Source organism: Sphingomonas kyeonggiensis (assembly GCF_014196745.1).
In the GTDB taxonomy this organism is placed as follows: domain Bacteria; phylum Pseudomonadota; class Alphaproteobacteria; order Sphingomonadales; family Sphingomonadaceae; genus Sphingomonas; species Sphingomonas kyeonggiensis.
Window position 1 is genome coordinate 926,875 of record NZ_JACIEH010000001.1, and the last position, 25,816, is coordinate 952,690.

The window sequence follows — 25,816 nt, forward strand, 5'->3', positions numbered from 1 at the left end:
GGCTGTTGTCCGGCGTCCCGCGCCATCGCCTGATATCCCGGCTTTCGCTGGGATGACGCCTGGGGCGGATAGCAGAAGGCCCTCCTCGCTCTCGCGAAGAGGGCCTCCCGAAATAAGCGGTTGGGGCGGGCCGATCCCGTGGGAACGGCCGCGTGGCGATCAGGCCAGCGGCACCCCGTAGAGGTCGTGCTCGTCGGCGTCCTCGATCTCGACCTGGACGATGTCGCCCTGGCTGAGATGGCCCGCGTCGCGCAGGAAGACTTCGCCGTCGATCTCCGGCGCATCGGCCTGGCTGCGGCCGGTGGCGCCGCCTTCCTCGCCGACCTCGTCGATGATCACTTCGAGCGTGCGGCCGATCTTGGCCTGGAGCTTGGCGGCGGAGATCGCCGCGGTCTTCTCCATGATCCGGGCGTAGCGCTCTTCCTTGACCTCTTCCGGCACCGCGCCGGGCAGGTCATTCGCCGCCGCGCCCTCGACGGGCTCGAAGCGGAACGCGCCGACCCGGTCGAGCTGGGCCTCGTCGAGCCAGTCGAGCAGATACTGGAAGTCCGCCTCGGTCTCGCCGGGGAAGCCGACCACGAAGGTCGAGCGGATCGTCAGGTCGGGGGCGATCTCGCGCCACTTCTTCAGCCGCTCGAGCACCTTGGCCTCGTTGGCCGGGCGCTTCATCGCGCGCAGCACCGATGGGCTGGCATGCTGGAACGGGATGTCGAGATAGGGGAGGATCAGCCCCTCGGCCATCAGCGGGATGACCTGGTCAACATGCGGATAGGGGTAGACATAGTGGAGCCGCACCCAGGGCGCGATCTTGCCGAGCTCGCGGGCGAGGTCGGTCATGTGCGGGATCACCTCGCCGCCCTTCCAGGCGCGCGGCTCCTTGCGGATGTCCACGCCATAGGCCGAGGTGTCCTGGCTGATGACCAGCAGCTCCTTGGTGCCTGCCTCGACCAGCTTCTCCGCCTCGCGCAGGATCGCATCGGGACGGCGGCTGACCAGGTCGCCACGCAGCGCCGGGATGATGCAGAAGGCGCAGCGATGGTTGCAGCCCTCGGAGATCTTCAGATAGCTGTAGTGGCGCGGGGTGAGCTTCAGGCCCGCATCCGGCACCAGGTTGACAAAAGGCGAGGGCGGCATCGGTGCCGCGTCGTGCACCGCGCCGACGACTTCCTCATACTGATGCGCACCGGTGACGGCGAGTACGTTGGGGAAGCGGGCGCGGATGACCTCGGCTTCCTTGCCCATGCAGCCGGTGACGATGACGCGGCCATTCTCCGCGATCGCCTCGCCGATCGCCTCGAGCGATTCCTCCTTCGCCGAGTCGAGAAAGCCGCAGGTGTTGACCAGCACGACGTCGGCGCCGGCATAGTCGGGGGACATCGCATAGCCGTCGCTGCGCAGCTTGGTGAGAATCCGTTCGCTGTCGACCAGATTCTTGGGACAGCCTAGCGACACCATGCCCACGCGGGGCGCCTCAGGAATTTTGGTTGCCATGATTGGCCGCGCACATAGGCTTTTTCGGCGAAAAAGCTAGTGAGGGGACCTCCTTGACCTGCAAGCACAGCTTCTTAGGCTCGGGTCATGCTCCGTCCGATCCTCAGCGCGCTCGCCCTTCTGCTCCTCCCGATGGCCGCGCAGGCCGCCGACTGGCCGACCAGGGAAGGCGATTTCACCGTCCGCGACTTTACCTTCAAGTCGGGGGAGAAGCTTGGCGAGGTGCGGCTCCACTACACCACGCTCGGCACGCCGCACCGCAACGCGAAGGGCGAGATCGACAATGCCGTGATGGTGCTCCACGGCACGGGGGGATCGGGCAGGAACTTCCTCGCCTCGGTCTTCGCCGACGAGCTCTACGGCCCGGGCCAGCCGCTCGACATCACCAGGACCTTCGTGATCCTGCCTGACAATATCGGTCATGGCGGCTCGTCCAAGCCGAGCGACGGGCTGCGCATGGCCTTCCCGCATTACGACTATGACGACATGGTCGCGCTCCAGCACAAGCTGCTGGTCGATGGGCTGGGCGTGAAGAAGCTCAAGTTGATCCTCGGCACGTCGATGGGCTGCATGCACGCCTTCGTCTGGGGCGAGACCTTCCCCGGTTTCGCCGAACATCTCGCGCCGTTCGCCTGCAACACCGTGGCACTTGCCGGGCGCAACCGGATGTGGCGCAAGATGGCGATCGACGCGATCAAGGCAGATCCGGCCTGGATGCAGGGCAACTACACCACCCAGCCGATCCAGGGACTGCGCACCGTCGCCGACCTGCTCATCCTCGCCGGTGCCAACCCGATGGCACTGCAGGCGCAGTATCCGACGCGCGAGGCGACCGAGAAGGCGCTCGATGCCTCCTTCGCCCGGGCGAGCAAGCTCGATGCCAATGACGCGCTATACTACATCGATTCGTCGCGGAACTATGATCCCTCGCCCGCACTCGAGAAGATCATCGTGCCCCTGCTGTGGGTGAATTCGGCGGATGATTTCATCAACCCGCCCGAGCTTGGCCTTGCCGAGCAGATGGTGAAGCGCATGCCCCGCGCGCGCTTCGTGCTGATCCCGGCTTCGGTCGAAACGCGCGGGCACGGCACCCACACCTCGGCGAAGTTCTGGAAGGCCGACCTCGCGAAACTGCTCGCCGAATAGCACGGACAGGCGTAGCTTCACTTTCCTGCACATAAACAGGGAGGGGAAGATGCAGATACACTGGCTGGCGATCCTCGCCGCGGCGGTGGCCGGGTTCGTGGTGGGCGGCATCTGGTACGGGCCGCTGTTCGGCAAGGCCTGGATGCAGGCACGCGGGCTGAGCGAGGAAGAGCTCAAGGTCGGCGCGAACATGGGCAAGATCTTCGGTACCACCTTCGCGCTGAACCTGGTCGCCGCCCTCGCGCTCGATCATCTGTACAACACCTATGACACGCCGGTCGGGCTCCACCATTCGTTGGTGATCGCCGGCATCGTCGGGGTGGGCTTCATCGCGACCTCGGTCGGCGTGAACTATCTGTTCTCGCGCCTGCCGCGTGCGCTGTTCCTGATCGATGCGGGATACTGGGTCGTGATGTACTTGGTGATGGGTGCGATCTTCGGACTGCTCGTCTGATCGTCAGGCGGGGGCCTTGAAGATGAACCAGGCGCCTGCCGCGATCAGGCCGAAGCCAATCAGGTGGTTGATCGTGATCTTCTGGCCCAGATAGAGGATCGAGAAGCCGACGAAGACGGTGAGGGTGATCACCTCCTGCATCGCCTTGAGCTGCGCCGCCGAATAGACCGCGCTGCCCCAGCGATTGGCCGGTACCGCCAGGCAATATTCGACCAGTGCGATGCTCCAGCTCGCGAGGATGACGAGCAGTAGCGGTGCGCTCTTGAACTTCAGGTGTCCGTACCAGGCGATGGTCATGAAGACGTTCGAGCCGATCAGCAGCAGGATCGGGACGAGGCGGGCGAAGAGCATCTCGGACATGGCGCGACCTTGGCCGGGATGGCATCAAGGTCAAGATGGAGATGATCTCGAGAGACGGGCTGGTCGAACAGCTGCGTGCGTTGGGCGTGCGCGAGGGCGGGGTGCTGCTCGTCCATATCAGCTACCGCGCTGTCCGCCCGGTCGAGGGTGGTCCGGAAGGGCTGATCGCGTCGCTGGTCGAGGCGCTGGGGCCGGAGGGCACGCTCGCCATGCCCTCGGCGACCGGCGACGACGATGTCGCCTTCGATCCGGCGACCACCGCCAATCGCAATGATCTGGGCGTGGTCGCCGACCTGTTCTGGCGCATGCCGGACGTGGTGCGTAGCCCGCATTTCGATGCCGTGGCGGCGCGCGGACCCAAGGCAGCGTGGATCACCGGCGGCCCCTTCGTGCTGCCACCTGCTGCGCCGGAAAGCGCGATCGACCGGATCCGGGCACTGGGCGGGCAGGTGCTGCTGCTCGGCGTCACGCATCACGCCAACACCATGCTCCATCTCGCCGAGCTGGTCGGTGGCGCGCCCTATCGCAGCGATTTCCACTATGTCGATGCCGAGGGACGGGAGGTCCATTATGGCGAGAACGACAGCTGCTGTGAGAAGTTCGAGCTCGCCGACGACTGGCTGCGCGCGGAGGGGCTGCAGCGCAAGGGGCAGGTCGGCCACGCCGAGGCCCGGTTGATGGATGCGGAAGCGCTGGTACGGGTCGCGGCGGAGAGGGTGCGCCAGGATCCGTTGGTCTTCCTTCACGGCCCCGAGGAGGGCTGTGAGGAATGCGACGAGGCACGGGAGAGCCTCTAGCCTGTGACGATCTCCAGGATCGTGTCGCCCGCCATCAGGGCCTGCGCCTCGGGCGTCTTGTGGCCATGGGGCACGCCGCCGCGATAGATTCGCACGCCGAGGCCGGTGGCGATTGCCGACAGGGGATGCCCGATCTCCTCCGGGCGGACCTTGCGTTCGGACAGTTCCACCTCGCCATGGATCGAGGCGAGGTCGGTCAGGTAATCGGCCAGATGCGGGCCCTGGCAAGAGCTGGCGAGCAGCAGCCCGGCAAAGCTCACCGGATTGACCACCGTGGTGGCGCCCGCCGCGCGCGCCGGGAGCTCATTGTCCTCGTTGCGGACGATCACGCTGATCGGCACGCTCGGCGCCAGATGCCGCGCGGTCAGCGTGATCAGGATTGAGGTATCGTCGCGTCCGGCGCAGACGATCATCGACTCGGCGCTCATGATGTGGACGTCCTTGAGCACCTGGTCGCGCGTCGCATCGGCCTGGAGCACGATGCAGCCGCACTCCTTGGCGCGGGCGATATTGGCCTCGCTCTGGTCGATCACCACGATGGTGCCCGGATTGCGACCGCGTGCGATCAGCTCGTCGACCGTTTCCGAGCCGGTGGTGCCATATCCCGCCACGATGATGTGGCCGGCGAGGGTCCGCTGGATCATTGCCATACGCCATTTGTCCCAGGTGCGCTTGAGCACGAAATTATAGGCGGTGCCGATGAAGAGCAGCACCACGAACACGCGGATCGGGGTGACGATGAACGCGTCGAACATCCGCGCCGAATTGCTCACCGGCACGATGTCGCCATAGCCGGTGGTCGTCACCGAGATCGACGTGAAATAGAGGATGTCGAGGAAGCTGACATGGCCGTCGGCCGTGTCCTTCAGCCCGTCACGCTCGATCCAGTGGACGCCCACCGCCAGGGCGAGGAGGGCAATCACCGCCAGCACCCGCCAGCCGATCGATGCCCAGACGGGCATGCTCGACTTGCGTTTGAGTGTGGCGGGCGGCTTCAGCGCCATCAGCGCGCGGGCAGTCTCGGCAGCGGATCTACGGGCAGGCGACCCTGGCGAATCTCGAAATGGAGCTCGGGGCGGTCCGCAAAGCCCGAATTGCCGGAGAGCGCGATCATCTGGCCTTTCTTCACTGCCTGGCCGCGCTGCACCAGCAGCTGGCCGGCATGACCATACACGGTCGTCCAGCCATCGCCATGCCGAATGATCACGAGCCCGCCCAGCGCCGGAATGTCCGAACCGACATAGGCAACCACGCCGTCTGCCGCCGCCAGCACCGGCGTGTCGAGCGGAGTCGCGATCTTGATGCCGTCGTTGCGCTCGCCCGATGCGCCGGGGCCGAAGCGCTTCACCACATTGCCCCGCAGCGGCCATTGGAAGCCGCCGGCGAGGCGCGCGGGTGCCGCCACCGGCGTGGTCGGCGAAAGGACGCGCGCCGAGGACGCGGTCGGTGCGGCCGGCTTGGCCTTCTCGGCGATGGCGGGCTGGCCGCCGGTGACGATGTCGTCCACGTCGAGATCGAGGTGGAAGCGTGCCGCGCGCTGCTCGATCGTCTCGGGACGGCCATTGGGAGCCGCGGTGTCCGGGATCAGCAGCCGCTGGCCGGTGCGCAGGATATAGGGCTCCTGCAGCTCGTTGACCGCGATGATTCTCGACCAGTCGACGCCATAGGCTACCGCGATCGCGATGCCAGTCTCGCCGTCGCGGACCAGGTGATAGCGCCCGCCGGGAATGGTCAGCTTCTGGCCGACGCGGATCACGAAGGGCGGGGGGATGTCGTTGGCGCGGGCGATCGCTTCCGATCCGGCGCCGGTCCTGGCCGAGATCGAGCGCAGCGAGTCCCCGGGCTTCACGGTGTAGCTGGTGCCGGCGATGACGCGCGAATCGGCCTGCACCTTGCGCGACTGCCAGGCATTGGGCGGGGCGGGGAGGCGGCGGACGTCCTGCTCGTTGCCGAGCGCGGGGCGCTCCCAGCGCTCTTGCTGCGGCTCGGGATGGCGGTCCTGGCGCTCGCGCGGCGGCGCGCGATAGCCGGGATCGTCATAGGCTCCGCCGCGCTGCGGAATACAGGCGGCCAGCAACAGCAGCGCCACCGGCGCCATCCGCTTAACCGCCATCGAAACGACCCCCGAATTAACCAAACTAGACCGTACCATAACGCGCATTTCCCGGCGCGTCAGGTACGTCTGAATGCGGAGGCGTTTTTCAGGCCGCCGGCTTGAGCCGCTCCAGGCCCTTGAGATACGGCTTGAGCACCTCGGGGATAGCCACCGAACCGTCTTCCTGCTGGTAATTCTCCAGCACCGCGACGAGCGTGCGGCCCACAGCTAGGCCCGAGCCGTTGAGCGTATGGACGAAGCGCGTGCCCTTCTCGCCTTCCGGGCGATAGCGCGCGTTCATCCGGCGTGCCTGAAAGTCGCCACAGGTCGAGCAGGACGAGATTTCGCGGTAGCGCGCCTGGCCCGGCAGCCACACTTCGAGGTCATAGGTGCGCGCCGCAGTGAAGCCCATGTCGCCGCTGCACAGCTTCATGCGGCGGAACGGCAGGCCGAGCGCGGTGAGGATGCCCTCGGCGCACTGGGTCATGCGCTCGTGCTCGGCTTCGCTCTGCTCGGGCGTGGTGATCGAGACCATCTCGACCTTCTCGAACTGGTGCTGGCGGATGAAGCCGCGCGTGTCGCGGCCCGCCGAGCCGGCTTCCGAACGGAAGCAGGCGGTGAGCGCGGCGAAGCGCAGCGGCAGCGCCTGCTCGGCGAGGATCTGCTCGCGCACGATGTTGGTCAGGCTCACTTCCGCCGTAGGGATCAGCCAGCGGCCATCGGTGGTCTGGAAGCTGTCCTCGGCGAACTTGGGCAGCTGGCCCGTGCCGAACATCGTCTCGGAGCGGACGAGCAGCGGCGGGATCGCCTGCTCATAGCCATGCGCCTCGAGCGTATCGAGCATGAACTGGCCGAGCGCGCGGTGCAGCTTGGCGGCGGCGCCGCGCACCAGCGTGAAGCGCGTGCCCGAAAGCAGCGCGCCGGTTTCGAAATCCAGGCCGAGTGCGGGGCCGAACGCGTCGTGCTCCTTCGCCTCGAAGCCGAGCTGGGTCGGCTCGCCCTCCGTCGCCATGACGACATTGTCCTCCTCGTCCGCGCCCGTGGGGACGTCGGCGAGTGGAAGGTTCGGGATCGCTGCCAGCAGCGTCGTCAGCTCGGCGCCGACGGCCTTCTCCTCGGCATCGATCTCCGGCATCCGCTCCTTGAGTGCGGCGACCTCGGCCATCAGGTCGGTCGGGTCGTCGCGGCGGGCCTTGGCCGCGCCGATCGCCTTCGAGGCTTCGTTGCGACGTGTCTGCACCGCCTGCGCCTCGGTGATCAGCGCGCGGCGCTTCTCGTCGAGCGCGACCAGCGCTTCAGCCTGGGGTTCCAGCCCACGCTTGGCCAGGCCAGCGTCAAAGGCGGTGGGGTTCTCTCGGATGGCGCGGATATCGTGCATGCCCGGGCGTATGACCGCGCTCCGTTTCGGGCGCAACCCTGCCGCGTCGGGCGGCGTTTAGGGATCAGGCACGAAAACAAGGAGAATGGATATGCAGGTTCCGCACGATACGGTCGTCGTGGTCGCCGATGGCGCAAGATGCTGTTCCTGAGGAACGCCGGCGACGCCTGGGCGCCGAACCTGCAGGTCGAGAGGAAGGTGGTCGACAGGCACAATCCCGCCCATCACGACCAGGCGACCGACCTCGCCGGCGGCGCGATGGGCACACGGACCGCGGGCGCCCAATGGGGCGGCGGCAACATGGAGGAAGTCGACTTCCACCAGCTCGAGGAGGACCGCTTCGCCGCCGAGACCGCCGCGCTGCTCAAGGAACGCGCGCTGCGCCAGGACTTCGAGTCGCTGATCATCATCGCCCCGCCCAGGACGCTGGGCGAGCTGCGCAAGCACTATCACAAGGAAGTGAGCGACCGCCTGAAGGCGGAGATCGCCAAGGACCTGACCGGGCACCCGGTATCGGAGATCGAGCAGGCGCTGGCGAAGGCGGAATAATCAAATCATTCGTCACTCCGGCGAAAGCCGGGATTTTAGGCGATGGCGCGGGAAAGGAGTCTCACGAAATCCCGGCTTTCGCCGGGATGACATTTAGGCCTCGGCCGAGTCGTCCGACTTCTTCTTGGCAAACCGCTTGCGGGCGACGAGCGCGGCGGCGGCGCCGCCGAAGAGGAGGATCATCGGCGGGGCCGGGACCGGCGCGGGGCCACCCGAGCTGCTGCCGCAACCGTGGCCGCAGCCGCTGCTGCCATGGCTACTCGAACCGTGCCAGCCGCTCGAACCCCAGCCGCTCGAATTGCTCCAGTGGCTGCTCGATCCGTTCGACGAGGACGAGGTCGACGATGAGTTGGACGAGCTGGTCGAGGAGCTGTTCGACGACGAGGTCGAGACATCGCCGCTGGAGCTGGTCGAGGAACTGGTCGAGGTCGAGACGTCGCCGCTCGACGAGGACGTCGAGCTGACTTCGCCGCTCGAGGTCGAAGTCGACGAGGTCGAGCTGATCTCGCCCGAAGAGGTCGAGGTCGACGAGCCGCCGGTCGAAGTGGACGTCGAGGAACCGCCCGTCGAAGTCGACGAACCGCCGGTGGAGGTGGAGGTCGAGCCGCCCGACGAGGACGAGTTGGACGACGAGATCTCGATGTTGATGCCACTCGAGCCGCTGCTGCTGCCCGAGGAAGAGCCGCCAAAGAAGCCGCCGGCGAAGAAGCCGCCCATGAAGCCACCGCCGCCCGAGCCGCCGATCACGCCCGAGGACGACGAACCGCTGCTGCTCGAGAATACGACCGGCATCTCGCCATAGGGCGGGGGCGTCGGAATCGGGGCGCCCTGCGCAGTGACGACGACGACCTGGGGCTGGCCCTGGGTCGTGGTGGTGACCGTGCGCTTGACGACTCGCTTCACGGGGCGGGCGACCGTCCGCTTGACGACGCGCTTCTTCGCGACAGTCACGTGCTTCACCACGCGCGGCTGCTGGATGCGTTCGGTGACATATACGCCACCGCCGCCAATCACCGCGCCCCCGCAAGTGCAGGCGCACAGTTTAGCCAAGGCCATGCGAACCGACATTGTCCCCACTCTTCCCGTTGCTGGCGTGCGCTCCTCACAGGACCGTCAGCAGCTTCACGCCCGTCAATGCGCGAAAAGTGCAAAACAAATTGTTAAGTGCAATGCCATTAACGGCCCTTAACCATATTTGAGGGCGTTTTTCCGCCCGCCGATTTCTGCCGTGATGGTTAATGTTCTACTTCGGTACGAATGCGGGGGTTCTTGGTAATCCGTTCGTGAACATTTGCGGTTAATTTTCGTGGCGAGGGGTGCCGGTTCAGCCGCCGCTAATTTCCCCCCATTTACGGGCTATTACACCTGTGGATTAAAACAACGGCGCGCTTGTTAACGCCTTCGCGCGTAAGTATAGGGCCGCGCAGGGCAAACGGTCACCGTACGGCTCGGGCCTCAGCGGGACCGGAGTGGAGAGTGGGGATGGCTACTGTTTTGGATCGCTTCGACGAACCGGGTAAACGCGTTCCTTCCGCCGCAAATGACGGCGACGACGGCTATCGGCCGAGCAACGACGAACCCTTCATGAACCCGCGTCAGCTGGAATATTTCCGCAACAAGCTGCACACGTGGAAGGACGATATCTTCCGTGAGGCCGCGGGAACGCTCAACCAGCTGCAGACCGACTCGCTGCGCGAGGCAGATCTCACCGATCGCGCTTCGAGCGAGACGGACTGGTCGATCGAGCTGCGGACGCGCGATCGCCAGCGCAAGCTGATCTCGAAGATCGACGCCGCGCTGCGCCGTATCGAGGATGGCGAGTATGGCTATTGCGAGGTGACCGGCGAGCCGATCAGCCTCGGCCGGCTCGAGGCGCGTCCGATTGCGACGATGACCCTCGAGGCGCAGGAGCGTCACGAGCGCAACGAGAAGGTGTCGCGGGACGAATAGCAGGGGGCTCAGGGCCTCCTTTTTTGTGCCTTCGCGGGACAGTCGCGAAGGCACATTTTCGTCTTTTGTTTACACTTTCGGCAAGGTTTGCTGGTCTATTCTCCGCGCGTAACCACTTGGCGTTTCGAGCGATACGATGGACCAGTTCTCCTTAGACCCTCTCACGACGCTTTCGGCGGACGATTTCGCCAGCCAGCGTACGGGTTCGCGCGACAGCCTGATGCTCGCCGCGCAGTTCCGTGTGGCGGGCCGCCCGGACGAGCAGGTGCGGGTGCGCAACCTCTCCTCGGGCGGGCTGATGGCCGAATATGCCCAGCCGGTCGATCGCGGCACGGCGGTGCAGATCGAAGTGCGCGGCGTTGGCTGGGTGAGCGGGCGAATCGCCTGGGCGACCGATGGCCGTGTGGGCATCGCCTTCGACACGCCGATCGATCCGATGCTGGCCCGCAAGCCGGTGGGCGGCGGCACGCACACGCCGGTCTTCGTGAAGCCGATCTTCACCCGCCGCTGAGTCGGCTCCGGGCGCTTTCGTCATTTTATGGCTCGTCATCCCCGCGAAGGCGGGGATCCAGAGCCAGATGCGCTGTGGATGCGGCGCGCCATGCCGTTTCCGGTCGTGCCCGAACTGCCCTGGATTCCCGCCTTCGCGGGAATGACGGGGGAGTAGAGACTCGCCGCTGGGACTAACTTTCCGATGATCACGCGCTGTCGGGGTGCGGCATGGGCCACACCCCTGTATGCGCGGCGCTGCCTAGGAGGGGCGCGCCATCTCTTCCTTGATTCGAAGCTTCTGCTTCTTCAGGGACGCCAGGACCAGCTGGTCCGGCTGGGGCCTTTGCGATTCGGCGGCGATACGCTGGTCGAGCACGGAGTGCTTGGCCGATAGAGCCGAGAAATGCGCGTTCTGCATCGAAGCAGTCTCCTTCATCGGGGTGGCCGGAACCTGCGAATAGATCACTTTTCCACAGCTTTGTCGCGGGGGAATCTTGCCTAATCGGCGGTTTGCGGAATTCGCGCGATGACCCGTTGCGGAGCCTCTCGGGCTGGTGCAGGGAAGGGGGCAGTACGGGGGCGTTCGCGAATGTACGATACGGAGATTGTGCGGCGGCTCGAGACGGTGCGGACCGAGCATCGCGATCTCGACGCGGCGATCGATGCGCTGCTCGCCACCGGCACGTCCGACCAGCTCCAGGTCGCGCGACTCAAGAAGCGCAAGCTCATGCTGCGCGACGAGATCGCGCAGCTCGAGGACCAGTTGATCCCCGACATCATCGCCTGATTCGCCGCTGCTTCGGATCGGGACGAAATCACCGCGAAATTAAGCATTTCGTTACCATGCGGGCTGTGGCAGCGTTGTTCGCATGGGGATTCAGGGCACTGCGCGCATTCATCGCAAGCTGATCGACTCGCTCTATGTCGAGGCGATGCTCCTGGCCGACGAGGCCCGGGGTTATTTCGATGAACTGGGCCGCAACGAGCGCGAGGCGCTGGAGGCGCTCAACCGGGTCGCCTTCTCCTGCGAGTCGCTCAAGGTGACGACGCGGCTGATGCACATCATCGCCTGGCTGCTGACCCAGCGCGCGGTGGACGCCGGCGAGCTCAACCCCGGCGACGCGCTGATGCCGTCACGCCGGCTGGGCGACGCGCCTGAGACCGGGGAAGCACTGCTCGACGCGATGCCGCCCCAGGCGGTGTCGATCATCAACACCAGCATCGACCTGTATCGCCGCGTCGCCCGGCTCGACGAGTCGCTCGACGAGGAAGTGGCGATCGAGAGCCCGGCGCGCAGCATGATGGACCGGCTGGCCGCGGCTTTCTGAGTAACTGAGCCTTCTTGAACGACGGCTTCTTCTTGCTCCCTTTCCTGCAAGGGAGGTGTTGGGAGTGGGTTGCGAGCGTGGCGAGCCCAACTTCTCGGCTGGCTGTAAAAGAAAAGGCCGGGCATCGAGCCCGACCTTTTCTTACCCATCCCTAACCCTCCCTTGCAGGGAGGGGGAGTTGAGCTCAGCCCCCGCACAACCCCGCCTTCGCCGCGGCGTACTCCGCCTTCATCCGCTCGATCTTTACCGCGGCCGGCTCGACCGCATGGACGGCGCCGATGCCCTGGCCCGAACCCCAGATGTCCTTCCAGGCTTTGGCCCCGCCGAAGTTCATCGCGCTCGGATCGCTTTCCGGCAGGTTCTCCGGATCGAGCCCGGCATTGACGATCGAGGCCTTCAGGTAATTGCCGTGCACCCCGGTGAAGAGGTTCGAATAGACGATGTCGTCCGCCGAGCCCTCGACAATGCCCTGCTTGTACTCGGGCTGCGCATTCGCCTCGTCGGTGGCGATGAAGGGCGAGCCGATATAGGCGAGATCGGCGCCCATCGCCTGGGCCGCCAGTACCGAGCGGCCATTGGCGATCGCGCCCGACAGGATCACCGGCCCGTCGAACCATTCGCGCACTTCCTGGACCAGCGCGAAGGGGCTCAGCCGCCCGGCATGGCCGCCGGCGCCGGTGGCGACGAGGATCAGGCCGTCCGCGCCCTTCTCCACCGCCTTGTGGGCGAAGCGGTCGTCGATCACGTCGTGCAGGGTGATGCCACCCCAGCTGTGGACGGCGTCGTTGAGCTCGGGTCGGGCGCCGAGCGAGGTGATCACGATCGGCACCTTCCACTTGGCACAGGCCGCCACGTCATGCTCGAGCCGCGGATTGGAGCGGTGGACGATCTGGTTGACCGCGAAGGGCGCCGAAGGCGTGTCCGGGTTGTCGCGGTCCCAGGCGGCCAGCTCTTCGGTGATCTGGTGGAGCCATTCGTCGAGCCTGGTGTCCGGCCGCGCGTTCAGCGCCGGGAACGAGCCGACGATCCCCGCCTTGCACTGGGCGATGACCAGTTCGGGCACCGAGATGATGAACAGCGGCGACCCGATGACGGGCAGGCGCAGGCGATCGAAGAGCGGAGGCAAAGCCATGGATCAGTTTTGTAGCGAAACCGGAATGGCCGTCCAGCCCGGTGCGGGGGACGCTACGGCAGCGCGGGGTGCTCGTCGGCGCGCTGGCCGGGCGATAGGGCCGACTCGGCCCGGCCGGCATTGAAGCGAGTCGGGCGCATCCCCATTCTCGGGCGATCCAACCGTCCTGGGGGAAGCCGCATGGTCACCAATGACGTCTACATCATCGTCCGCGACGCCATCCGGGCTGCCGCCGAGCAGAGCGGCAAGCTCTACGAGGTCGGGCAGGAGAGCCATTATCAGGCGCTCGCCGCGATGATGGCCCTGCGCAAGGCGGGGTATGAAGTGACGAAGCGCCTCGACAATTAGTCGAAGGGCCGCTGCCAGATCACGAAGGTATCGACATCGGTGGAGCGGATCGCCGCGGCGTACATGTCGTGGCGGAAGTCCGGCAGTGCGGCGATCCGCTCGACCATCGTCCCTTCGCCTTTCGCGCCCAGCGGCAGGGTGAAGGCGACATCCTCGTCCGCGCCGTAGAAGAGCCACCAGGCGCTGCGCCCGTCCGGTCCGCCATCGCTGGCCTCGATCGCGACGGCCATCAGGTCATCGACCGGCGTCGCCCGGCACTTGCCCTCGGGATCGATCGTCCACAGAAGGTCGGCATCCACGCCGGTCTGCCAGAGGCTCTCGGGCTCGGCGGGGGCGGCCGGGGCAGGCGGTTCGACGGGTGCGGGTGCTGCAACCGGCGCCTTGCTGCGACGCTTGAACCAATCGAACAACCCCATCGCCAACTCCCGGCCCGACTCGAAGGGAATATGGGCTAGCCCGGCAATGTGACGGCTCGGCGAGCGGTCAGTCGATCCGCTTCAGTCCGGTGGCATATTCCCGCTGCTTGGCGGCGTAGAGCGCGGCGCTGGCCTTGAGCAGCGCCTTCTGCATGTCGTCGAGCGGGCGGATCGCCTTGGCGGGCGAGCCGACGATCAGATGGCCGGCGGGAAATTCCTTGCCTTCGGTCACCAGCGCGCCGGCGCCGACCAGGCAGTCCTCGCCGATCACCGCGCGGTTGAGGATCGTCGCGCCCATGCCGATCAGCGTGCGGTTGCCGATCGTGCAGCCGTGCAGGATCGCGTGATGGCCGACGGTGACGTCCTCGCCCACCGTGCAGGGGGCGCCGGGGTCCGAATGGAGCATCGCCCCGTCCTGGATGTTCGAGCGCGCGCCGACCAGGATCGGGGTGTTGTCCGCGCGGATCACCGCGCCGAACCAGACCGAGGCGAGCGCGGCGAGATGGACGCCGCCGATCAGGTCGGCGCTCGGCGCGACCCAGGCGTCTTCGGCGAGGAGGGGGCGGTGCCCCGCGAATTCATAGAGCGGCATGCGCTCAGAATAGCGGTGCTTCGAAGCCCTGGGGAAGGGGGATATTGGCGCCGAGGGCGAGGGCCAGTGCGACGGTGCCGAGCAGCAGCGCCAGCGTCGAGGAGAGCGAGAACAGCCCCCAGCCGACCATGGTGACCATCTGCGAATTGGTACGCTGCTCGCGCTTGTTGCGACCCATCGACTGGATCACGAACATCGCCAGCATCGCATAAGCAAAGACAAGAAACTCGGTCATCAACCCACCCCGAAATCCCCCAGGCGATGTACCGGGCGAGGGTTAACGGTTCAATGCCGAGTACCTCCGGTCTACCGCAGTGCCGCAAGGATCCGTCGTCGGCGAAACGAGTTCAGTGATGGGCGGGCGCGGGGGCCTCTGCCGCCTTGCAGCTGCACGTGCAGCCGCAGGAAACCGGCAGGCAGCGGCAGGGCTGGGGCGTCGCGCAATAGCAGAGTTGCGCGGCCGGCGGCCTGGCCTCTTCCTTCTTCTTCTTCGGCTTCTCGGGCGGGTTGGGAAGTGGCAGCAGGTCGCGGGCGTTGCCGCCGGCATAGACGCTGTGCTGGCTTGCCCCGCAAGCCGGGCAGCCAGGGTCGTGATCGCCGTCCTCGTCCTGCCCGCCCAAGCCGAACCGGAAGCCGCCGGACTCCTTCTTCAGCACCTTCTTCGCTGCATCGCACACAGCGATGGCGTGGTTACCCAGGGTCGACACGGTCTGGCCCATCGCCACCTGCTCGGTGGCGTAGAAATGGACGAGCATCGCGTCGCCGTGCGCATCGGCGGGCTCGCGGACCGCGGGATAGCTCAGCATCTGCTGCAGGTCGGCGAGCTGCGATTCCATCGCGGCGATCTGGCCGCCCCAATTGTTGAAGGCGGCGAACAGCTCGTAATCCGGCCAGGTGGCGGGGGCGTGCGGGCGCATCTGCTCGATGAAGTTGACCGGTCCGGCAATGTCCTCGCGCAGCAGGCGGAGCAGCACGCGCAGCGTCACCACGTCGCGCTGCGGCTGGCGCAGCCGCTGGGCGAATATGTCGGTCACCGTGGCGGTGTGCTTCCACACCTGCCGGGCGAGCATCCGGGTGAATTCCTCGTCGCGCTTCTTCGGCCTGGCGAGCAGCGCTGCCTTCAGCGAGCCGAGCATGCCGATCACGATCAGCAGCGCGAGGAACACGCCGCCGACCAGGATCCAGGCCGGCCAGTAGATCGCCGCCGCGCTGATCGGCTCGGCAACGACGCCGGCCTTCGCCGCGCTCGCCGCCACATCGCCGGTCGAAACCAGAATGATCGCCACGCCTTCCCCCCTGAGTCGCGGGCGATATGGTTAACAGAAACCGCCAGCGCGCACAGTCATGACTCTTCCGTTCCGAAGCAGCGTGCCTAGAGCGTGACGCCGCGCTTCCAGATCGCGATCTCCCGCTCGCCATTGCGCTCGGCGGCGGTTTCCCTGCCCGATGCGATCGCCGCGATCGTGTCGAGCAGTGCATCGGCGGCGCTCTCCATTCCGTCCTCCAGCACCTGGCCGGCATCGAAGTCGATCCAGCCCGGCTTGCGGGTGGCGAGATCGTGGTTCGAGGCGATCTTGATCGTCGGCACCGGGAAGCCGAGCGGCGTACCACGGCCGGTGGTGAACAGGATCGCAGTTGCGCCCGCCGCCGCCAGCGCGGTGGAGGAAACCGCGTCATTGCCCGGCGCCTCGAGCAGGGTCAGCCCCTTGCGCCGCACGCGCCCGCCATAAGGGATCACGTCGGTGACGATCGCATGGCCTGCCTTCTGCACCGCGCCCAGCGACTTCTCCTCCAGCGTGGTGATGCCGCCGGCGATGTTGCCGGGCGAGGGGTTCTCCGAAACGGGCTCGCCGTGGCGGGTGAAATACGCCTTGAAGTCGTTGACCAGCTCGACGATCCCGTCGAACACCGTCTCGTCCTGGGCGCGCTCCATCAACAGCTGCTCGGCGCCGAAGATCTCGGGGATTTCGGTGAGGATCGCAGTGCCGCCGGCCGCGGTCACCGCATCGGCCATCCGCCCGACCAGCGGATTGGCGGTGAGCCCCGAAAAGCCGTCCGACCCGCCGCACTTCACGCCCAGCACCAGCTCGGAAAGCGGGGCGGGGGTGCGCTCCGCCTGGGCCCCGGCGACCAGTTCCTCGACCAGTGCCAGCCCTTCTTCGACCTCGTCGCTCGCCATCTGCGCGCCGAGGGTGCGCAGATTGGGATGGTCGATGCCTTCGAGCATCCCCTTGATCTGGTTGTTCTCGCAGCCCAGCCCGACGATCAGCACGCCGCCGGCATTGGGATGGTTGGCCAGCGCCGAAAGGATGGCACGGGTGCCCTGGAGGTCGTCGCCCAGCTGGGAGCAGCCGAACGGGTGCGGGAAGGCATGGACGCCGTCGACCTTGCCGCCATGCAGCTTCTCGGCGCGCTCGGCGATCTTCTGCGCGGTGCGGGCGACGCAGCCGACGGTGGGGATCACCCAGATCTCGTTGCGGGTGCCCACCCGGCCATTGGCGCGGCGATAGCCGAGGAAGCCCGGGCCTTCGATCGCCGCATCGGCGTGCGCGGCAGGGGTGAAGGCATAGTCGCCGTTGCCCTTCAGCGCGGTGGCGACATTATGGACATGGACATGCTCGCCCGGCGCGATGTCGCGGGTCGCCACGCCGATCGGGAAGCCGAACTTGAGCACGGGCTCGCCCGCAGCGATCGGCTTCACCGCGACCTTGTGGCCCTTGCCGATCGGCTCGGAGAGGGTGACGCCCAGCGCCGCTTCGCCGGCGGCCATGTCGCGCAGCGCGGTGGCGGTGCTGTCCTTGGGATCGATACGGAAAAGTGCAGGGATCATATCATAGGATATAGGATCGTGACCGGCGCATGGAAACCGGTTTCCATCATCCCGCCGCCAGCCAGGCGAAGCGCACCACGAACAGTCCGGCGAGCACCAGCAGCAGCCAGTCCGACACGGTAATCCTGCCTCGAATCAAGCGGATAAGCGCATAGGCGGTGATCCCGAAGGCCAGTCCGTTGGCGATCGAGAAGGTGAAAGGGATCATCGCGACGGTGAGGAAGGCCGGTATTGCGATTTCGGCATCGTCCCAGTCCACATCCGCGAGCGGGGCCATCATCAGCCCGCCGACCAGCACCAGTGCCGGCGCGGTGGCGGCGAGCGGCACCAGTTGCGCCCAGGGTGCCACGAACATGGCGAGCAGGAACAGCACGCCGGTCACCACCGCCGTGAGGCCGGTGCGCCCGCCTGCCTGCACCCCGGCCGCGCTCTCGACATAGGAAGTCACGGTGCTGGTGCCAAACAGGCTGCCGGCGATGCTCGCCACCGCATCGGTGAACAGGATGCGGTTGAGGCGCGGGATGCGGCCCTGTTTGTCGATCAGTCCGGCGCGGCGGGTGACGCCGACCAGGGTCCCGACATTGTCGAACAGGTCGACGAAGAGGAAGACGAACAGGATCTCGAACAGGCCCAGGCCATGGCTGCCCGACAGGCCGAACACGCCGGCGAGATCGAGATGAAAGGCGACCTGGCCGATCGCGGTCAGGTCATAGGGCTCGGGCTTGAACGCCACCTGGCCGGTCAGCCAGCCGGCGATCGTGGTCGCGGCGATACCGATCAGGATCGCCCCGCGCACCTTCCAGGCGGCGAGGCCCGCGGTGACCACCAGCCCGAACAGCGCCAGCGCCGCGCCCGGGGCGTGGAGGTTGCCCAGCGTCACCGAGGTCGCAGGGCTGGTGACGATGATCCCGGCATTCTTCAGGCCGATCAGCCCGATGAACAGCCCGATGCCGCCGGCCACCGCTGCGAACAGCTGGGGCGGGATCGCCGCGATGATCAGCTGTCGGATGCCCGCGAAGGTGAGCAGCAGGAAGGCGATGCCGGAGAGGAACACGCAGCCCAGCGCCACCGGCCAGGGCACGCCCATTCCCCACACCACGGTGAAGGCGAAATAGGCGTTGAGCCCCATGCCCGGCGCCAGCGCGAGCGGCACATTGGCGGTGATGCCCATCAGGATGCTCGCCAGCCCGGCGGCGAGGCAGGTCGCGGCGGCGACCGCGGCGACCGGCATGCCCGCCGCGCCCAGGATCGCCGGGTTGACGATGATGATGTAGGCCATGGTCAGGAAGGTCGTGCTGCCGGCCAGCACCTCGGTGCGCACGGTCGTGCCACGCTCGGTGAGCGCGAAATGGCGTTCGATCAGGCCCCGTTCGCTGGGATCAACCACGAGCATTCCCCCAAACTGCCCGGCGCGCGGCCGATTCTGGCCGGTGGCGGAGCGCGGAAGTTTACAAACCATACGCCACGGGGCCCCTGTTTTCCCTTCCCCGAAGGGTCCCGAGCGGCGCACGATCGATACGGAAAGGAAAGCCGGCCTGCATCCGCCAGTATGGAGCAGGCGAAATCCTACATTGCAAGCGTCCGGGTCGATCCCTGTCGCTGCCGTAGGAAGCGCGGCGGCGCCGTCGATCAGCGCTGATACTTGTCCTTCTTGCGCTTGCCGAACAGCATGCCGCGCTCCAGCCGCTGGCAGAGCGCGGTGTAATAGGCCTCGAGGAAGGCATGGTCGTCCCCGCTGTCCGTTGGCGGCATGCCGAGCCGCTCGCGGATCGTCCGCGCCACGACGATCATCGAATATTCGTCGTTCCGCCGCAGCACTTCCTCGAGCTTCTGTAGCTCGAACTCGCCATAGACGCTCAGCTGCGCGTCACTGAACGTGTAGCGGGCCTGCTCGGGCGCCGCGCGCGTCGCCACGCTGTCGCCCAGCTCGCGGCGCGGGAGCCGCACCACCCAGGTGCCGGCTATCATGTCGCCGACGCGCAGCCGGTCGCGGTTGAAGAAGGGGAAGAGCGCGAAGATGCCGGTCCAGAGCAGCCCGAACAGTCCGGTGAGGAAGTCGGCGGACTGGGAGAGGAGGAACATCGTCGGCAGGAACAGCTCCAGCTCGCGCATCGCGTTGCGGGCGACCACCTGATGGCCGCGCAGTCGCGAGCCGTCGCGGCTGATCACCCGCAGCTTCGTCAGCCGCTTGCCCGGCGTGGCGCCGCGCGAACTGAGCTCGAAAAGGGCGAAATAGCCGTTCCGGAACACGAAGAAGCCGAGCAGCCAGACCATCGCCAGCGCCTGGAACTGCGTCTGCCCCGCGCCGCGCAGGCCGAGGACCAGGAAGATGCTGAAGATCACCAGCGCCACGACGATGATCACCACGTCGATCATGAAGGCGCCGAGGCGCTCGCCGACCGGGGCGATGTCGAGCTTCAGGTCGACGCCCTCGGGGGTGATGAAGGTACGGCGGTTCTGGTCCTTGTCCTGCCGATTGTCCCGGCTGGCGTGTGCCTTAGCCATGGGCATCCTCGTCGCGCACCGGCATCACGTAGAAATAGAGCAGCCAGAGCAGCAGCGCGCCGCCGCCGATTGCCACGCGGATCAGGTCCGAGGTGACGATCTGCCGGCCGACGCCTTCGAGCAGGCCGGCCACGGCGAGCATCAGCACCACGCCGATCATCGCGAAGGCTGCCGTGCGTCCGGCCTTGGCGGTGGCGGCGGTGCGCGAAAGCCTGCCTGGAAAGGCGACCGCCATACCGATGCGCAGACCGGCGGCGCCGGCAATGGCGATGGCGAACATCTCGGTGGTGCCGTGGATCGACAGCCAGGCGGCGAGGGGGAGGCCGAGGCCCTTGGAGACGAACACCGCCATGAAGGCGCCGAGGATGCAGCCGTTATAGACGAGCAGCAGTATCGTCGGCACGCCAAAGGCGAAGCCCAGCGCGAAGCACATCAGCGAGATCTGGGCGTTGTGGGTGAAGAGATAGGTGGCGAAGACGCCGAGCATGCCGTCCTTGCCGCCGCCGTCATAGAGCCCGGCGCGCAGCTCGGCCGCGCTCGATTGCGGCCCGCGGCCGCCGGCCAGGTCCGCGGGCACGATCGAATGGTACCAGCTCGGATCGCTGGCGACGAGGCAATAGGTGGCGACGGCGCCGAGCAGCATCAGCAGCACCGCGATCACCGTCTCGCGCGCCAGGCTGCGCAGCGCGAGCGGCCAGCCCGTGGCGAAGTAGCTCGCGATGCGGCGGCGGAGCGGCGGCTGGACGCCGTAGAGGACGAAATAGGCTCGTGCGCACAGCGCCTCGAGATAGGCGACCAGATCGGCGTCGAGCGACGTCTCGCGGGCGACCGAGAGCGAAGAGAGGGCGGCGCGGTAGAGCACCGGCAGCTCGAACAGATCCTCGTCCGACAGGCCGGAGGCGCGGCCACGCTCGATCTCGCGGATGCGCTGATCGAGCTCCAGCCAGTCGATCGTGCGGGCCTCGCGGAAGCGGGCGCTGGCGAACTGGGACGATGCGGCGCCGCTCACAGCAGGTTCCTCCGCTTGAAGTCGAGATATTGGCGGACGAGTGCCGGGCCGACCTGGTCGTGGCGGGCCTCCAGCACATGGACGCCGGCATGGCGCAGCCGGGCCTGGACGATCCGGCGCTCGCGCAGCATCGAGGCGGCGATCACCGCGCGGGAGACGTCGTCGATCGTCGCCGGCTCGGCGGCAGCGAGGTCCTCCAGCTCGTCATCGGCGAGGATCACGAACAGCACGAGATGCCCGCCGAGCAGGTTCACCGCGGCGCGGATCATCAGCTCGGCGCCGGTGGGATCGGTGAACTCGGTGAAGATCACGATCAGCGAGCGCCGGGTGAGGTCGCCGGCCAGCGTGGCGAGGGCGAGCGTGTAGTTGGTCTCGGCGGTGCTGTAGTCGAGCTCGCCGGCGAGCCGCTGCATCAGCGGGAAGGCGCGCGTGCCCGAGACTGCGCCCGAGGCGATGCGCGGCTGGGAATCGAAGCCGAACAGCGCCACCCGATCGCCGAGCTTCAAGGCGGCATAGGCGCCGAGCAGCGCAGCGGTGATCGCCCGGTCGACACGGGGCAGGCCGTCGATCGGCTCGCACATCACCCGGCCGGCATCGATCGCGAAGACGATCTGGTTGTTGCGCTCGATCCGGTTCTCGCGGGCGAGCAGCTTGAGGTGGCGGGCGCTGTGGTTCCAGTCGATCGTCCGGCGTTCCATGCCGGAGCGCCACTCCGCCAGCGCCTCGAATTCGCTGCCTTCGCCGCGATCGACCCGGGCCATTTCGCCCATTTGCGCGTCGCGCAGCAGCAGATGGGCCGAACTGCGCACCGGGCGGATGTCGGGCGTGATCATCACGCTGCGATCGACCTGTTCGACGCGCTGGCGCCAGATCATCCCGAACGGACCGGTCCAGCGGCTCCACAGCGCCTCGATCCGGTCGGTGCCGCGGCGCACGGGGAGGAAGGCGATCTCCGCGTGGTTCTCGCCGCGTGCCAGCCGCACCCGGCCCTCGGCGCGGGGCGCGAGCTTTGCGCCGGTCGCCACGGCGATCTCCAGCCCGGCGACCGGCTTGCCCGCCACCGTCACCTCGACGAGCAGCGGCGCGCCGATCTCGATCACGCCCGGGCAGCTCAGCTTGAGCACCGGCGCGCGCGGCGCCAGCAGCGCGTCGATCGCGGCGAGCGCCAGGACCATCGGCACCCAGACCAGCCCGGCAAACCATAGCTGCGGCACGAACACGGCGACGAGCAGCGCCAGAGGCGCTCCCGCGGCCATCGCGAGCACGCAGCGGATGGTCGGTCGGATCAACGCGGTGCCTCGACCTGCTCGATCAGTCCGGCGATGATCGCGTCGGCGGTGCGCCCGTCGATCTCGGCGGCGGGGGAGAGGATCACGCGGTGGCGCAGCGCCGCGGGGGCGAGCTTTTTCACGTCATCGGGCAGCACGAAGTCGCGCCCGTCGAGCGCGGCGTGTGCGCGAGCGGCGGCGGCGAGCGTCGCGGCGGCGCGCGGGCTGGCGCCGATCTGCAGGTCGCCGGTCGAGCGGGTCGCACGGATCAGGCGGACGACATAGTCGACCACCTCGTCGGCGAGCCGGGCGCCGGCCACCGCATCGGCGGCGGCGCTGATCGTGGCGTGATCGGCGATCCGGGAGATGCCCCATTCCTCGGGCCGCGGCATGCCGAAGCGGGCGCCCTGTGCAGCGACGATCGCGCGCTCCTGCTCCAGGCTCGGATAGCCGACCTCGAACTTGAACAGGAAGCGGTCGAGCTGCGCCTCGGGCAGCGGATAGACGCCCTGGCTCTCGATCGGGTTCTGGGTCGCGACCACCATGAACCGGTCGGAGAGCTTGTGGTCGATCCCGTCGATCGTGACGGTGCGCTCCTGCATCGCCTCGAGCAGGGCAGCCTGGGTCTTGGGCGGGGTGCGGTTGATCTCGTCGGCGAGCAGCAGCTCGGTGAAGATCGGGCCGTGGGTGAGGGTGAACTGGCTCGTCTGGAAATTGAACAGGTTCGAGCCGAGGATGTCGCCCGGCAGCAGGTCCGGGGTGAACTGGATGCGGCCATAATCGAGCCCCGCGGCGCGCGCGAAGCACTGCGCCAGGAAGGTCTTGGCGGTGCCCGGCGGGCCTTCGAGCAGGATATGGCCCGAGGCGAACAGCGCGACGAGCATCAGCTCCACCGCTTCGTCGAGCCCCACCACGGCCTTGCCCACTTCGGCGCGGATCGCATCGCCCAGCGCCTTCACTTCCTCAATGTTCACGCGTGACGGTCCTTTTCCATTGGTGGAGGGCGCGGGCGGCGTCGAGCAGCGCGCGGGTATCCTGGGCATGGCCGGCACGTTCGGCCATGGCGGTGAAGGGTTCGCCGGTCTTGTCGAGCCGGTCGAGATAGCGGTCGAGCGCCTCGGCCGGCAGGTTGGACGGCGCGCCGGTGGCACCGGCAGCCGCATCGCGGATCAGCGCGGCATAGCGATCGCCGGTGCGGTGCCGCCGCTTGGCGAGGCGGAGCAGCGCCGCGCCATTCTCCGCGATCGCCCGCTTGCCGAAGGCGACGCCGCGCGCCTCGGGCAGGGCAGGGCCGAAGCGCAGCATCGCGTGCCAGCCCGCCAGCAACGCCGCGACCAGCAGGCAGAGGGTGAGCGGCAGGAAGGGCGGCTCGAAGGCGAGCTTGAGCAGGTTCGGGTTCTGTCCGAAACCGTGCAGTGTCAGGTCGAAGGCGACGCCATCCTGTCCGAACGCGTCCAGCAGCCGGATGGCGCGCTCGGCGCCGGCCAGCGTCTTCAGTCCCTGATTGTCGAGCAGATCGGGATCGGCGACGATGATCAGCTGCCGGTCCTTCACCCGCGCAGCGAGCATCTTGTTCCTGGCATCCAGGAAGTCCGGCAGGTACTCCTCCTCCCCGACTTCGGTCACCACCGGGACAAGCCCTTCCCCCGACAGGGTCCGCAGCCCTTCGGCGTTGTCGGATAGCTGGACCTTGGCGATCTTCCCGATCTGCTCGGCCACCTTGTCACCCGGAATCTTGCCGAAGGACATGACCCAGTCCGGCCGATCGCGGCGGGGCAGCACCAGCCATTTGGGCAGCACCAGCATGGTCGGCAGCTCGGCCCGGCGCTTGAGGATCTTGTCCAAGGCGGCCGGATCGGTGGTGGGGTCGAGCGTGATCACCAGCGTGTCGGCGGTGTCGAGATCGCCGTCGCCGCGCACCATTTTCACCGACCCACGGACGCGGCGCACCAGATCGGCCGCACCGGCGAAGCCCACCGCCGAAGGAGCGAGCGCATGCGCCCCGGGCCGCTGGGACGGCTTGAGGTCCTCGCCATAGGCGGTGAGCAGCAGGAACGCGATGAAGCCGACCACGCCGACGGCAACCAGCACCAGCACGGTGCGCAGCGCAAACGGGGCGGTGCCGTTGTCGGCGCTCATTTCCAGGCCTTTGGCAGCGCGAAGTCGCCATAGGCGGTGCGCGCCTCTTCCCAATCGGCAAGGGCGAGGCGACGGCCGCCGAACAGGCTGCGCTCCACCGGCGCGGCCATGGCGGCGAAGGCGCGGCGGACGATGTCGGGCATCCAGTCCGCGCCGGCGATCTCGCGGCTGGTCAGCGCGGGGCGCAGCAGCCGCGGGCGATGGCGCTGGATGTCCTCCAGGCTGCGCTGGAGCAGCAGGTGGACGGCTTCCTCGTAGCGGCCCTGTGCCGCCAGCCCCTCGGCATCGGCGAGCAGCGCCCGCGCCGCCTGCTCGGTCGGGCGCCAGGCGGCGACGTCCTGCTCCGGCGCGGCGTCTGCGTTGCGCGACGGGAAGGCGCGGATGACGTTGATCACGATCAGATAGAGGATGATCGCCGCCCCCACGGCGACACAGGTCCAGAAGACATAGGGCGCGACGGGCGCGAAAAATTCCAGCAGCCGGCCGACCGAGCGCATCCATTCCGGGATCTCCGGCGGTTTGACCGGAGCCATGTCGAACTGGATGTCGGAACGGGCGCGGAGCGCCTCGTGCGCCCCGGCGACGGACTGCGCAGTCGATGCCTGTACGGTCACGTCGAATCCCCCACGGCGCCAGTGCTACCGGAACGCAAGGCCGCAGGAAAGCCCGCCAACACTGGACTTTGCCACCGTTTTTGTTCAGCTTTTCTTCGAGGTCGTTCCACGTCGGCGAAGAGAGGGGATTATGGCTGAATCGGGCTTTGGCGGTGCGCGCTTCGAGATTGGTGCGGTGATTTCCCGCGCGTTCGAGACGATCGGTTCGAACATTCTTTTGTTCTGCGGGCTGGCGCTGGTGCTGGCGGGCATCCCGCAATTCCTGTTCGAGTTCTGGCGGGTGACGAATTTCACTTTGGCGTACAATGGGATGGATCCCTCCTATTACTTGAGTCCCTCCTATCTGGGGATGAGCGGCGCCACCTGGCTGGTGTCGATCGTCACCGGCGCCATCCTGCAGGCATCTCTCACCCGCGCGACGGTGATGCACTTGTCGGGCGAGACGCCGCGGTTCGGCCAGTGCCTGGCGGTGGGGATCAGCATGATCCTGCCGATGATCGCGATCGGCCTGCTTGCCGGCATTGGCGTCGGCATCGCCATGCTGTTCCTGATCGTGCCCGGCATCATCCTCTGGCTCGTCTGGGCGGTGGTGACGCCCGCCTACGTCCAGGAGAAGGTGGGAATCTTTGAAGCGTTCGGCCGTAGCGCGGCGCTGACCAGCGGCGCCCGCTGGCGGATCTTCCTGACGATGCTGGTGGTCCTGGTGCTGCTCTGGGTGCTCAGCATCCCGGTGGGCTTCCTGACCATGGCGATGATGGCGACCGGCAACGCGTTCCTGATCGCGCTCGTCACCGGTGCCCTGAGCGCGCTCAGCAGCATGATCCTGGTGGCCACCCAGGCGAGCATCTATGTCGAGCTGCGTCAGCTGAAGGAAGGGGTCGCCCCGTCCGACCTCGAGGCGATCTTCGCCTGATCGACAAGCG

Annotated in this window: 30 protein-coding genes; 11 read left to right on the forward strand and 19 right to left on the reverse strand. The window is 67.2% G+C overall.

The window, feature by feature from the left end; translation table 11 throughout:
* Positions 1 to 159: 159 nt before the first annotated feature.
* Positions 160 to 1,491, reverse strand: a complete 1,332-nt coding sequence (gene rimO, locus GGR46_RS04570; protein WP_183994964.1) for a 30S ribosomal protein S12 methylthiotransferase RimO — start codon at positions 1,489 to 1,491, stop codon at positions 160 to 162.
* A gap of 87 nt (positions 1,492 to 1,578) precedes the next feature.
* On the opposite strand from rimO, the gene GGR46_RS04575 reads away from it, so the two are divergent.
* Complete coding sequence (locus tag GGR46_RS04575) at positions 1,579 to 2,637, forward strand: alpha/beta fold hydrolase (RefSeq protein WP_183994966.1); 1,059 nt, start codon at positions 1,579 to 1,581, stop codon at positions 2,635 to 2,637.
* A 49-nt stretch (positions 2,638 to 2,686) separates the two neighbouring features.
* Positions 2,687 to 3,091 (forward strand): DUF1761 domain-containing protein, encoded by a 405-nt coding sequence (locus GGR46_RS04580; RefSeq protein ID WP_183994968.1) that lies wholly within the window; start codon positions 2,687 to 2,689, stop codon positions 3,089 to 3,091.
* A 3-nt stretch (positions 3,092 to 3,094) separates the two neighbouring features.
* Here GGR46_RS04580 and GGR46_RS04585 read toward each other — a convergent pair whose 3' ends face one another.
* A complete protein-coding gene (locus tag GGR46_RS04585; RefSeq protein WP_183996742.1) occupies positions 3,095 to 3,442 on the reverse strand; it encodes a DMT family protein in 348 nt (115 codons plus the stop codon).
* A gap of 44 nt (positions 3,443 to 3,486) precedes the next feature.
* Between GGR46_RS04585 and GGR46_RS04590 the strand changes: the two genes are divergently transcribed.
* Entirely contained in the window at positions 3,487 to 4,248 is a 762-nt protein-coding gene (locus tag GGR46_RS04590; RefSeq protein ID WP_183994970.1) for an AAC(3) family N-acetyltransferase, read from the forward strand.
* Here GGR46_RS04590 and GGR46_RS04595 read toward each other — a convergent pair.
* The 3 genes from GGR46_RS04595 to serS all read right to left on the reverse strand — a co-directional run bounded on the left by GGR46_RS04595 (position 4,245) and on the right by serS (position 7,721).
* Entirely contained in the window at positions 4,245 to 5,252 is a 1,008-nt protein-coding gene (locus GGR46_RS04595; RefSeq protein WP_183994972.1) for a potassium channel family protein, read from the reverse strand. The genes GGR46_RS04590 and GGR46_RS04595 overlap by 4 nt on opposite strands.
* Entirely contained in the window at positions 5,252 to 6,361 is a 1,110-nt protein-coding gene (locus tag GGR46_RS04600; RefSeq protein ID WP_246425893.1) for a M23 family metallopeptidase, read from the reverse strand. Before GGR46_RS04600 ends, GGR46_RS04595 begins: the two co-directional genes overlap by 1 nt.
* Before the next feature lie 88 nt (positions 6,362 to 6,449).
* Positions 6,450 to 7,721 (reverse strand): serine--tRNA ligase, encoded by a 1,272-nt coding sequence (serS, locus tag GGR46_RS04605; protein WP_183994974.1) that lies wholly within the window; start codon positions 7,719 to 7,721, stop codon positions 6,450 to 6,452.
* A 138-nt stretch (positions 7,722 to 7,859) separates the two neighbouring features.
* Between serS and GGR46_RS04610 the strand changes: the two genes are divergently transcribed.
* The 4 genes from GGR46_RS04610 to GGR46_RS04625 all read left to right on the forward strand — a co-directional run bounded on the left by GGR46_RS04610 (position 7,860) and on the right by GGR46_RS04625 (position 10,731).
* Positions 7,860 to 8,270 carry a host attachment family protein gene (locus GGR46_RS04610; protein WP_343058002.1) on the forward strand — a complete coding sequence of 137 codons (411 nt, stop codon included), beginning with the start codon at positions 7,860 to 7,862 and terminating at the stop codon, positions 8,268 to 8,270.
* Between the two features lie 298 nt (positions 8,271 to 8,568).
* A complete protein-coding gene (locus tag GGR46_RS25290) occupies positions 8,569 to 9,072 on the forward strand; it encodes a hypothetical protein (protein ID WP_246425894.1) in 504 nt (167 codons plus the stop codon).
* A gap of 680 nt (positions 9,073 to 9,752) precedes the next feature.
* Positions 9,753 to 10,220: an RNA polymerase-binding protein DksA gene (gene dksA / locus GGR46_RS04620; RefSeq protein ID WP_183994978.1), complete on the forward strand. Its 468-nt coding sequence runs from the start codon at positions 9,753 to 9,755 to the stop codon at positions 10,218 to 10,220.
* Between the two features lie 136 nt (positions 10,221 to 10,356).
* Entirely contained in the window at positions 10,357 to 10,731 is a 375-nt protein-coding gene (locus tag GGR46_RS04625) for a PilZ domain-containing protein (RefSeq protein WP_183994980.1), read from the forward strand.
* Between the two features lie 240 nt (positions 10,732 to 10,971).
* On the opposite strand, the gene GGR46_RS04630 is transcribed toward GGR46_RS04625, so the two are convergent.
* Positions 10,972 to 11,130 (reverse strand): YdcH family protein, encoded by a 159-nt coding sequence (locus tag GGR46_RS04630; RefSeq protein WP_183996746.1) that lies wholly within the window; start codon positions 11,128 to 11,130, stop codon positions 10,972 to 10,974.
* 171 nt (positions 11,131 to 11,301) lie between these two features.
* On the opposite strand from GGR46_RS04630, the gene GGR46_RS04635 reads away from it, so the two are divergent.
* Both GGR46_RS04635 and GGR46_RS04640 read left to right on the forward strand, forming a co-directional pair.
* Complete coding sequence (locus GGR46_RS04635; protein ID WP_183994982.1) at positions 11,302 to 11,499, forward strand: YdcH family protein; 198 nt, start codon at positions 11,302 to 11,304, stop codon at positions 11,497 to 11,499.
* Positions 11,500 to 11,581: 82 nt separating this feature from the next.
* The gene (locus tag GGR46_RS04640) at positions 11,582 to 12,040 is read left to right on the forward strand and encodes a DUF1465 family protein (protein ID WP_183994984.1); all 459 of its coding nucleotides are present in this window, start codon (positions 11,582 to 11,584) and stop codon (positions 12,038 to 12,040) included.
* 184 nt (positions 12,041 to 12,224) lie between these two features.
* On the opposite strand, the gene GGR46_RS04645 is transcribed toward GGR46_RS04640, so the two are convergent.
* The gene (locus GGR46_RS04645; RefSeq protein WP_183994986.1) at positions 12,225 to 13,172 is read right to left on the reverse strand and encodes an NAD(P)H-dependent flavin oxidoreductase; all 948 of its coding nucleotides are present in this window, start codon (positions 13,170 to 13,172) and stop codon (positions 12,225 to 12,227) included.
* A 180-nt stretch (positions 13,173 to 13,352) separates the two neighbouring features.
* Here GGR46_RS04645 and GGR46_RS04650 point away from each other — a divergent pair, with 180 nt between their 5' ends.
* Positions 13,353 to 13,520 (forward strand): hypothetical protein, encoded by a 168-nt coding sequence (locus tag GGR46_RS04650; RefSeq protein ID WP_183994988.1) that lies wholly within the window; start codon positions 13,353 to 13,355, stop codon positions 13,518 to 13,520.
* On the opposite strand, the gene GGR46_RS04655 is transcribed toward GGR46_RS04650, so the two are convergent.
* The 12 genes from GGR46_RS04655 to GGR46_RS04710 form a co-directional block, all read right to left on the reverse strand.
* Positions 13,517 to 13,936, reverse strand: a complete 420-nt coding sequence (locus GGR46_RS04655) for a hypothetical protein (RefSeq protein WP_183994990.1) — start codon at positions 13,934 to 13,936, stop codon at positions 13,517 to 13,519. The genes GGR46_RS04650 and GGR46_RS04655 overlap by 4 nt on opposite strands.
* Positions 13,937 to 14,003: 67 nt before the next feature.
* The gene (locus tag GGR46_RS04660) at positions 14,004 to 14,528 is read right to left on the reverse strand and encodes a gamma carbonic anhydrase family protein (protein ID WP_183994992.1); all 525 of its coding nucleotides are present in this window, start codon (positions 14,526 to 14,528) and stop codon (positions 14,004 to 14,006) included.
* Between the two features lie 4 nt (positions 14,529 to 14,532).
* Positions 14,533 to 14,763, reverse strand: coding sequence for a hypothetical protein (locus GGR46_RS04665; RefSeq protein ID WP_183994994.1), 231 nt, complete (start codon positions 14,761 to 14,763; stop codon positions 14,533 to 14,535).
* 112 nt (positions 14,764 to 14,875) lie between these two features.
* On the reverse strand, positions 14,876 to 15,814 hold the full coding sequence (locus GGR46_RS04670; protein ID WP_183994996.1) for a hypothetical protein: 939 nt from the start codon (positions 15,812 to 15,814) through the stop codon (positions 14,876 to 14,878).
* An 86-nt stretch (positions 15,815 to 15,900) separates the two neighbouring features.
* Entirely contained in the window at positions 15,901 to 17,358 is a 1,458-nt protein-coding gene (locus GGR46_RS04675; protein WP_183994998.1) for a UxaA family hydrolase, read from the reverse strand.
* 46 nt (positions 17,359 to 17,404) lie between these two features.
* A complete protein-coding gene (locus GGR46_RS04680) occupies positions 17,405 to 18,751 on the reverse strand; it encodes an NCS2 family permease (protein WP_183995000.1) in 1,347 nt (448 codons plus the stop codon).
* 236 nt (positions 18,752 to 18,987) lie between these two features.
* Entirely contained in the window at positions 18,988 to 19,863 is an 876-nt protein-coding gene (locus tag GGR46_RS04685) for an RDD family protein (protein ID WP_183995002.1), read from the reverse strand.
* Complete coding sequence (locus GGR46_RS04690) at positions 19,856 to 20,872, reverse strand: stage II sporulation protein M (protein ID WP_183995004.1); 1,017 nt, start codon at positions 20,870 to 20,872, stop codon at positions 19,856 to 19,858. The genes GGR46_RS04685 and GGR46_RS04690 overlap by 8 nt, the downstream gene beginning before the upstream one ends.
* Positions 20,869 to 22,161: a DUF58 domain-containing protein gene (locus tag GGR46_RS04695; protein WP_183995006.1), complete on the reverse strand. Its 1,293-nt coding sequence runs from the start codon at positions 22,159 to 22,161 to the stop codon at positions 20,869 to 20,871. The genes GGR46_RS04690 and GGR46_RS04695 overlap by 4 nt, the downstream gene beginning before the upstream one ends.
* The gene (locus tag GGR46_RS04700; protein ID WP_183995008.1) at positions 22,158 to 23,114 is read right to left on the reverse strand and encodes an AAA family ATPase; all 957 of its coding nucleotides are present in this window, start codon (positions 23,112 to 23,114) and stop codon (positions 22,158 to 22,160) included. The genes GGR46_RS04695 and GGR46_RS04700 overlap by 4 nt, the downstream gene beginning before the upstream one ends.
* Positions 23,104 to 24,279, reverse strand: a complete 1,176-nt coding sequence (locus GGR46_RS04705) for a hypothetical protein (RefSeq protein ID WP_183995010.1) — start codon at positions 24,277 to 24,279, stop codon at positions 23,104 to 23,106. Before GGR46_RS04705 ends, GGR46_RS04700 begins: the two co-directional genes overlap by 11 nt.
* Complete coding sequence (locus GGR46_RS04710; RefSeq protein ID WP_183995012.1) at positions 24,276 to 24,893, reverse strand: hypothetical protein; 618 nt, start codon at positions 24,891 to 24,893, stop codon at positions 24,276 to 24,278. Before GGR46_RS04710 ends, GGR46_RS04705 begins: the two co-directional genes overlap by 4 nt.
* A 130-nt stretch (positions 24,894 to 25,023) precedes the next feature.
* On the opposite strand from GGR46_RS04710, the gene GGR46_RS04715 reads away from it, so the two are divergent.
* A complete protein-coding gene (locus GGR46_RS04715) occupies positions 25,024 to 25,806 on the forward strand; it encodes a hypothetical protein (RefSeq protein WP_183995014.1) in 783 nt (260 codons plus the stop codon).
* The last annotated feature ends 10 nt before the right edge of the window (positions 25,807 to 25,816 follow it).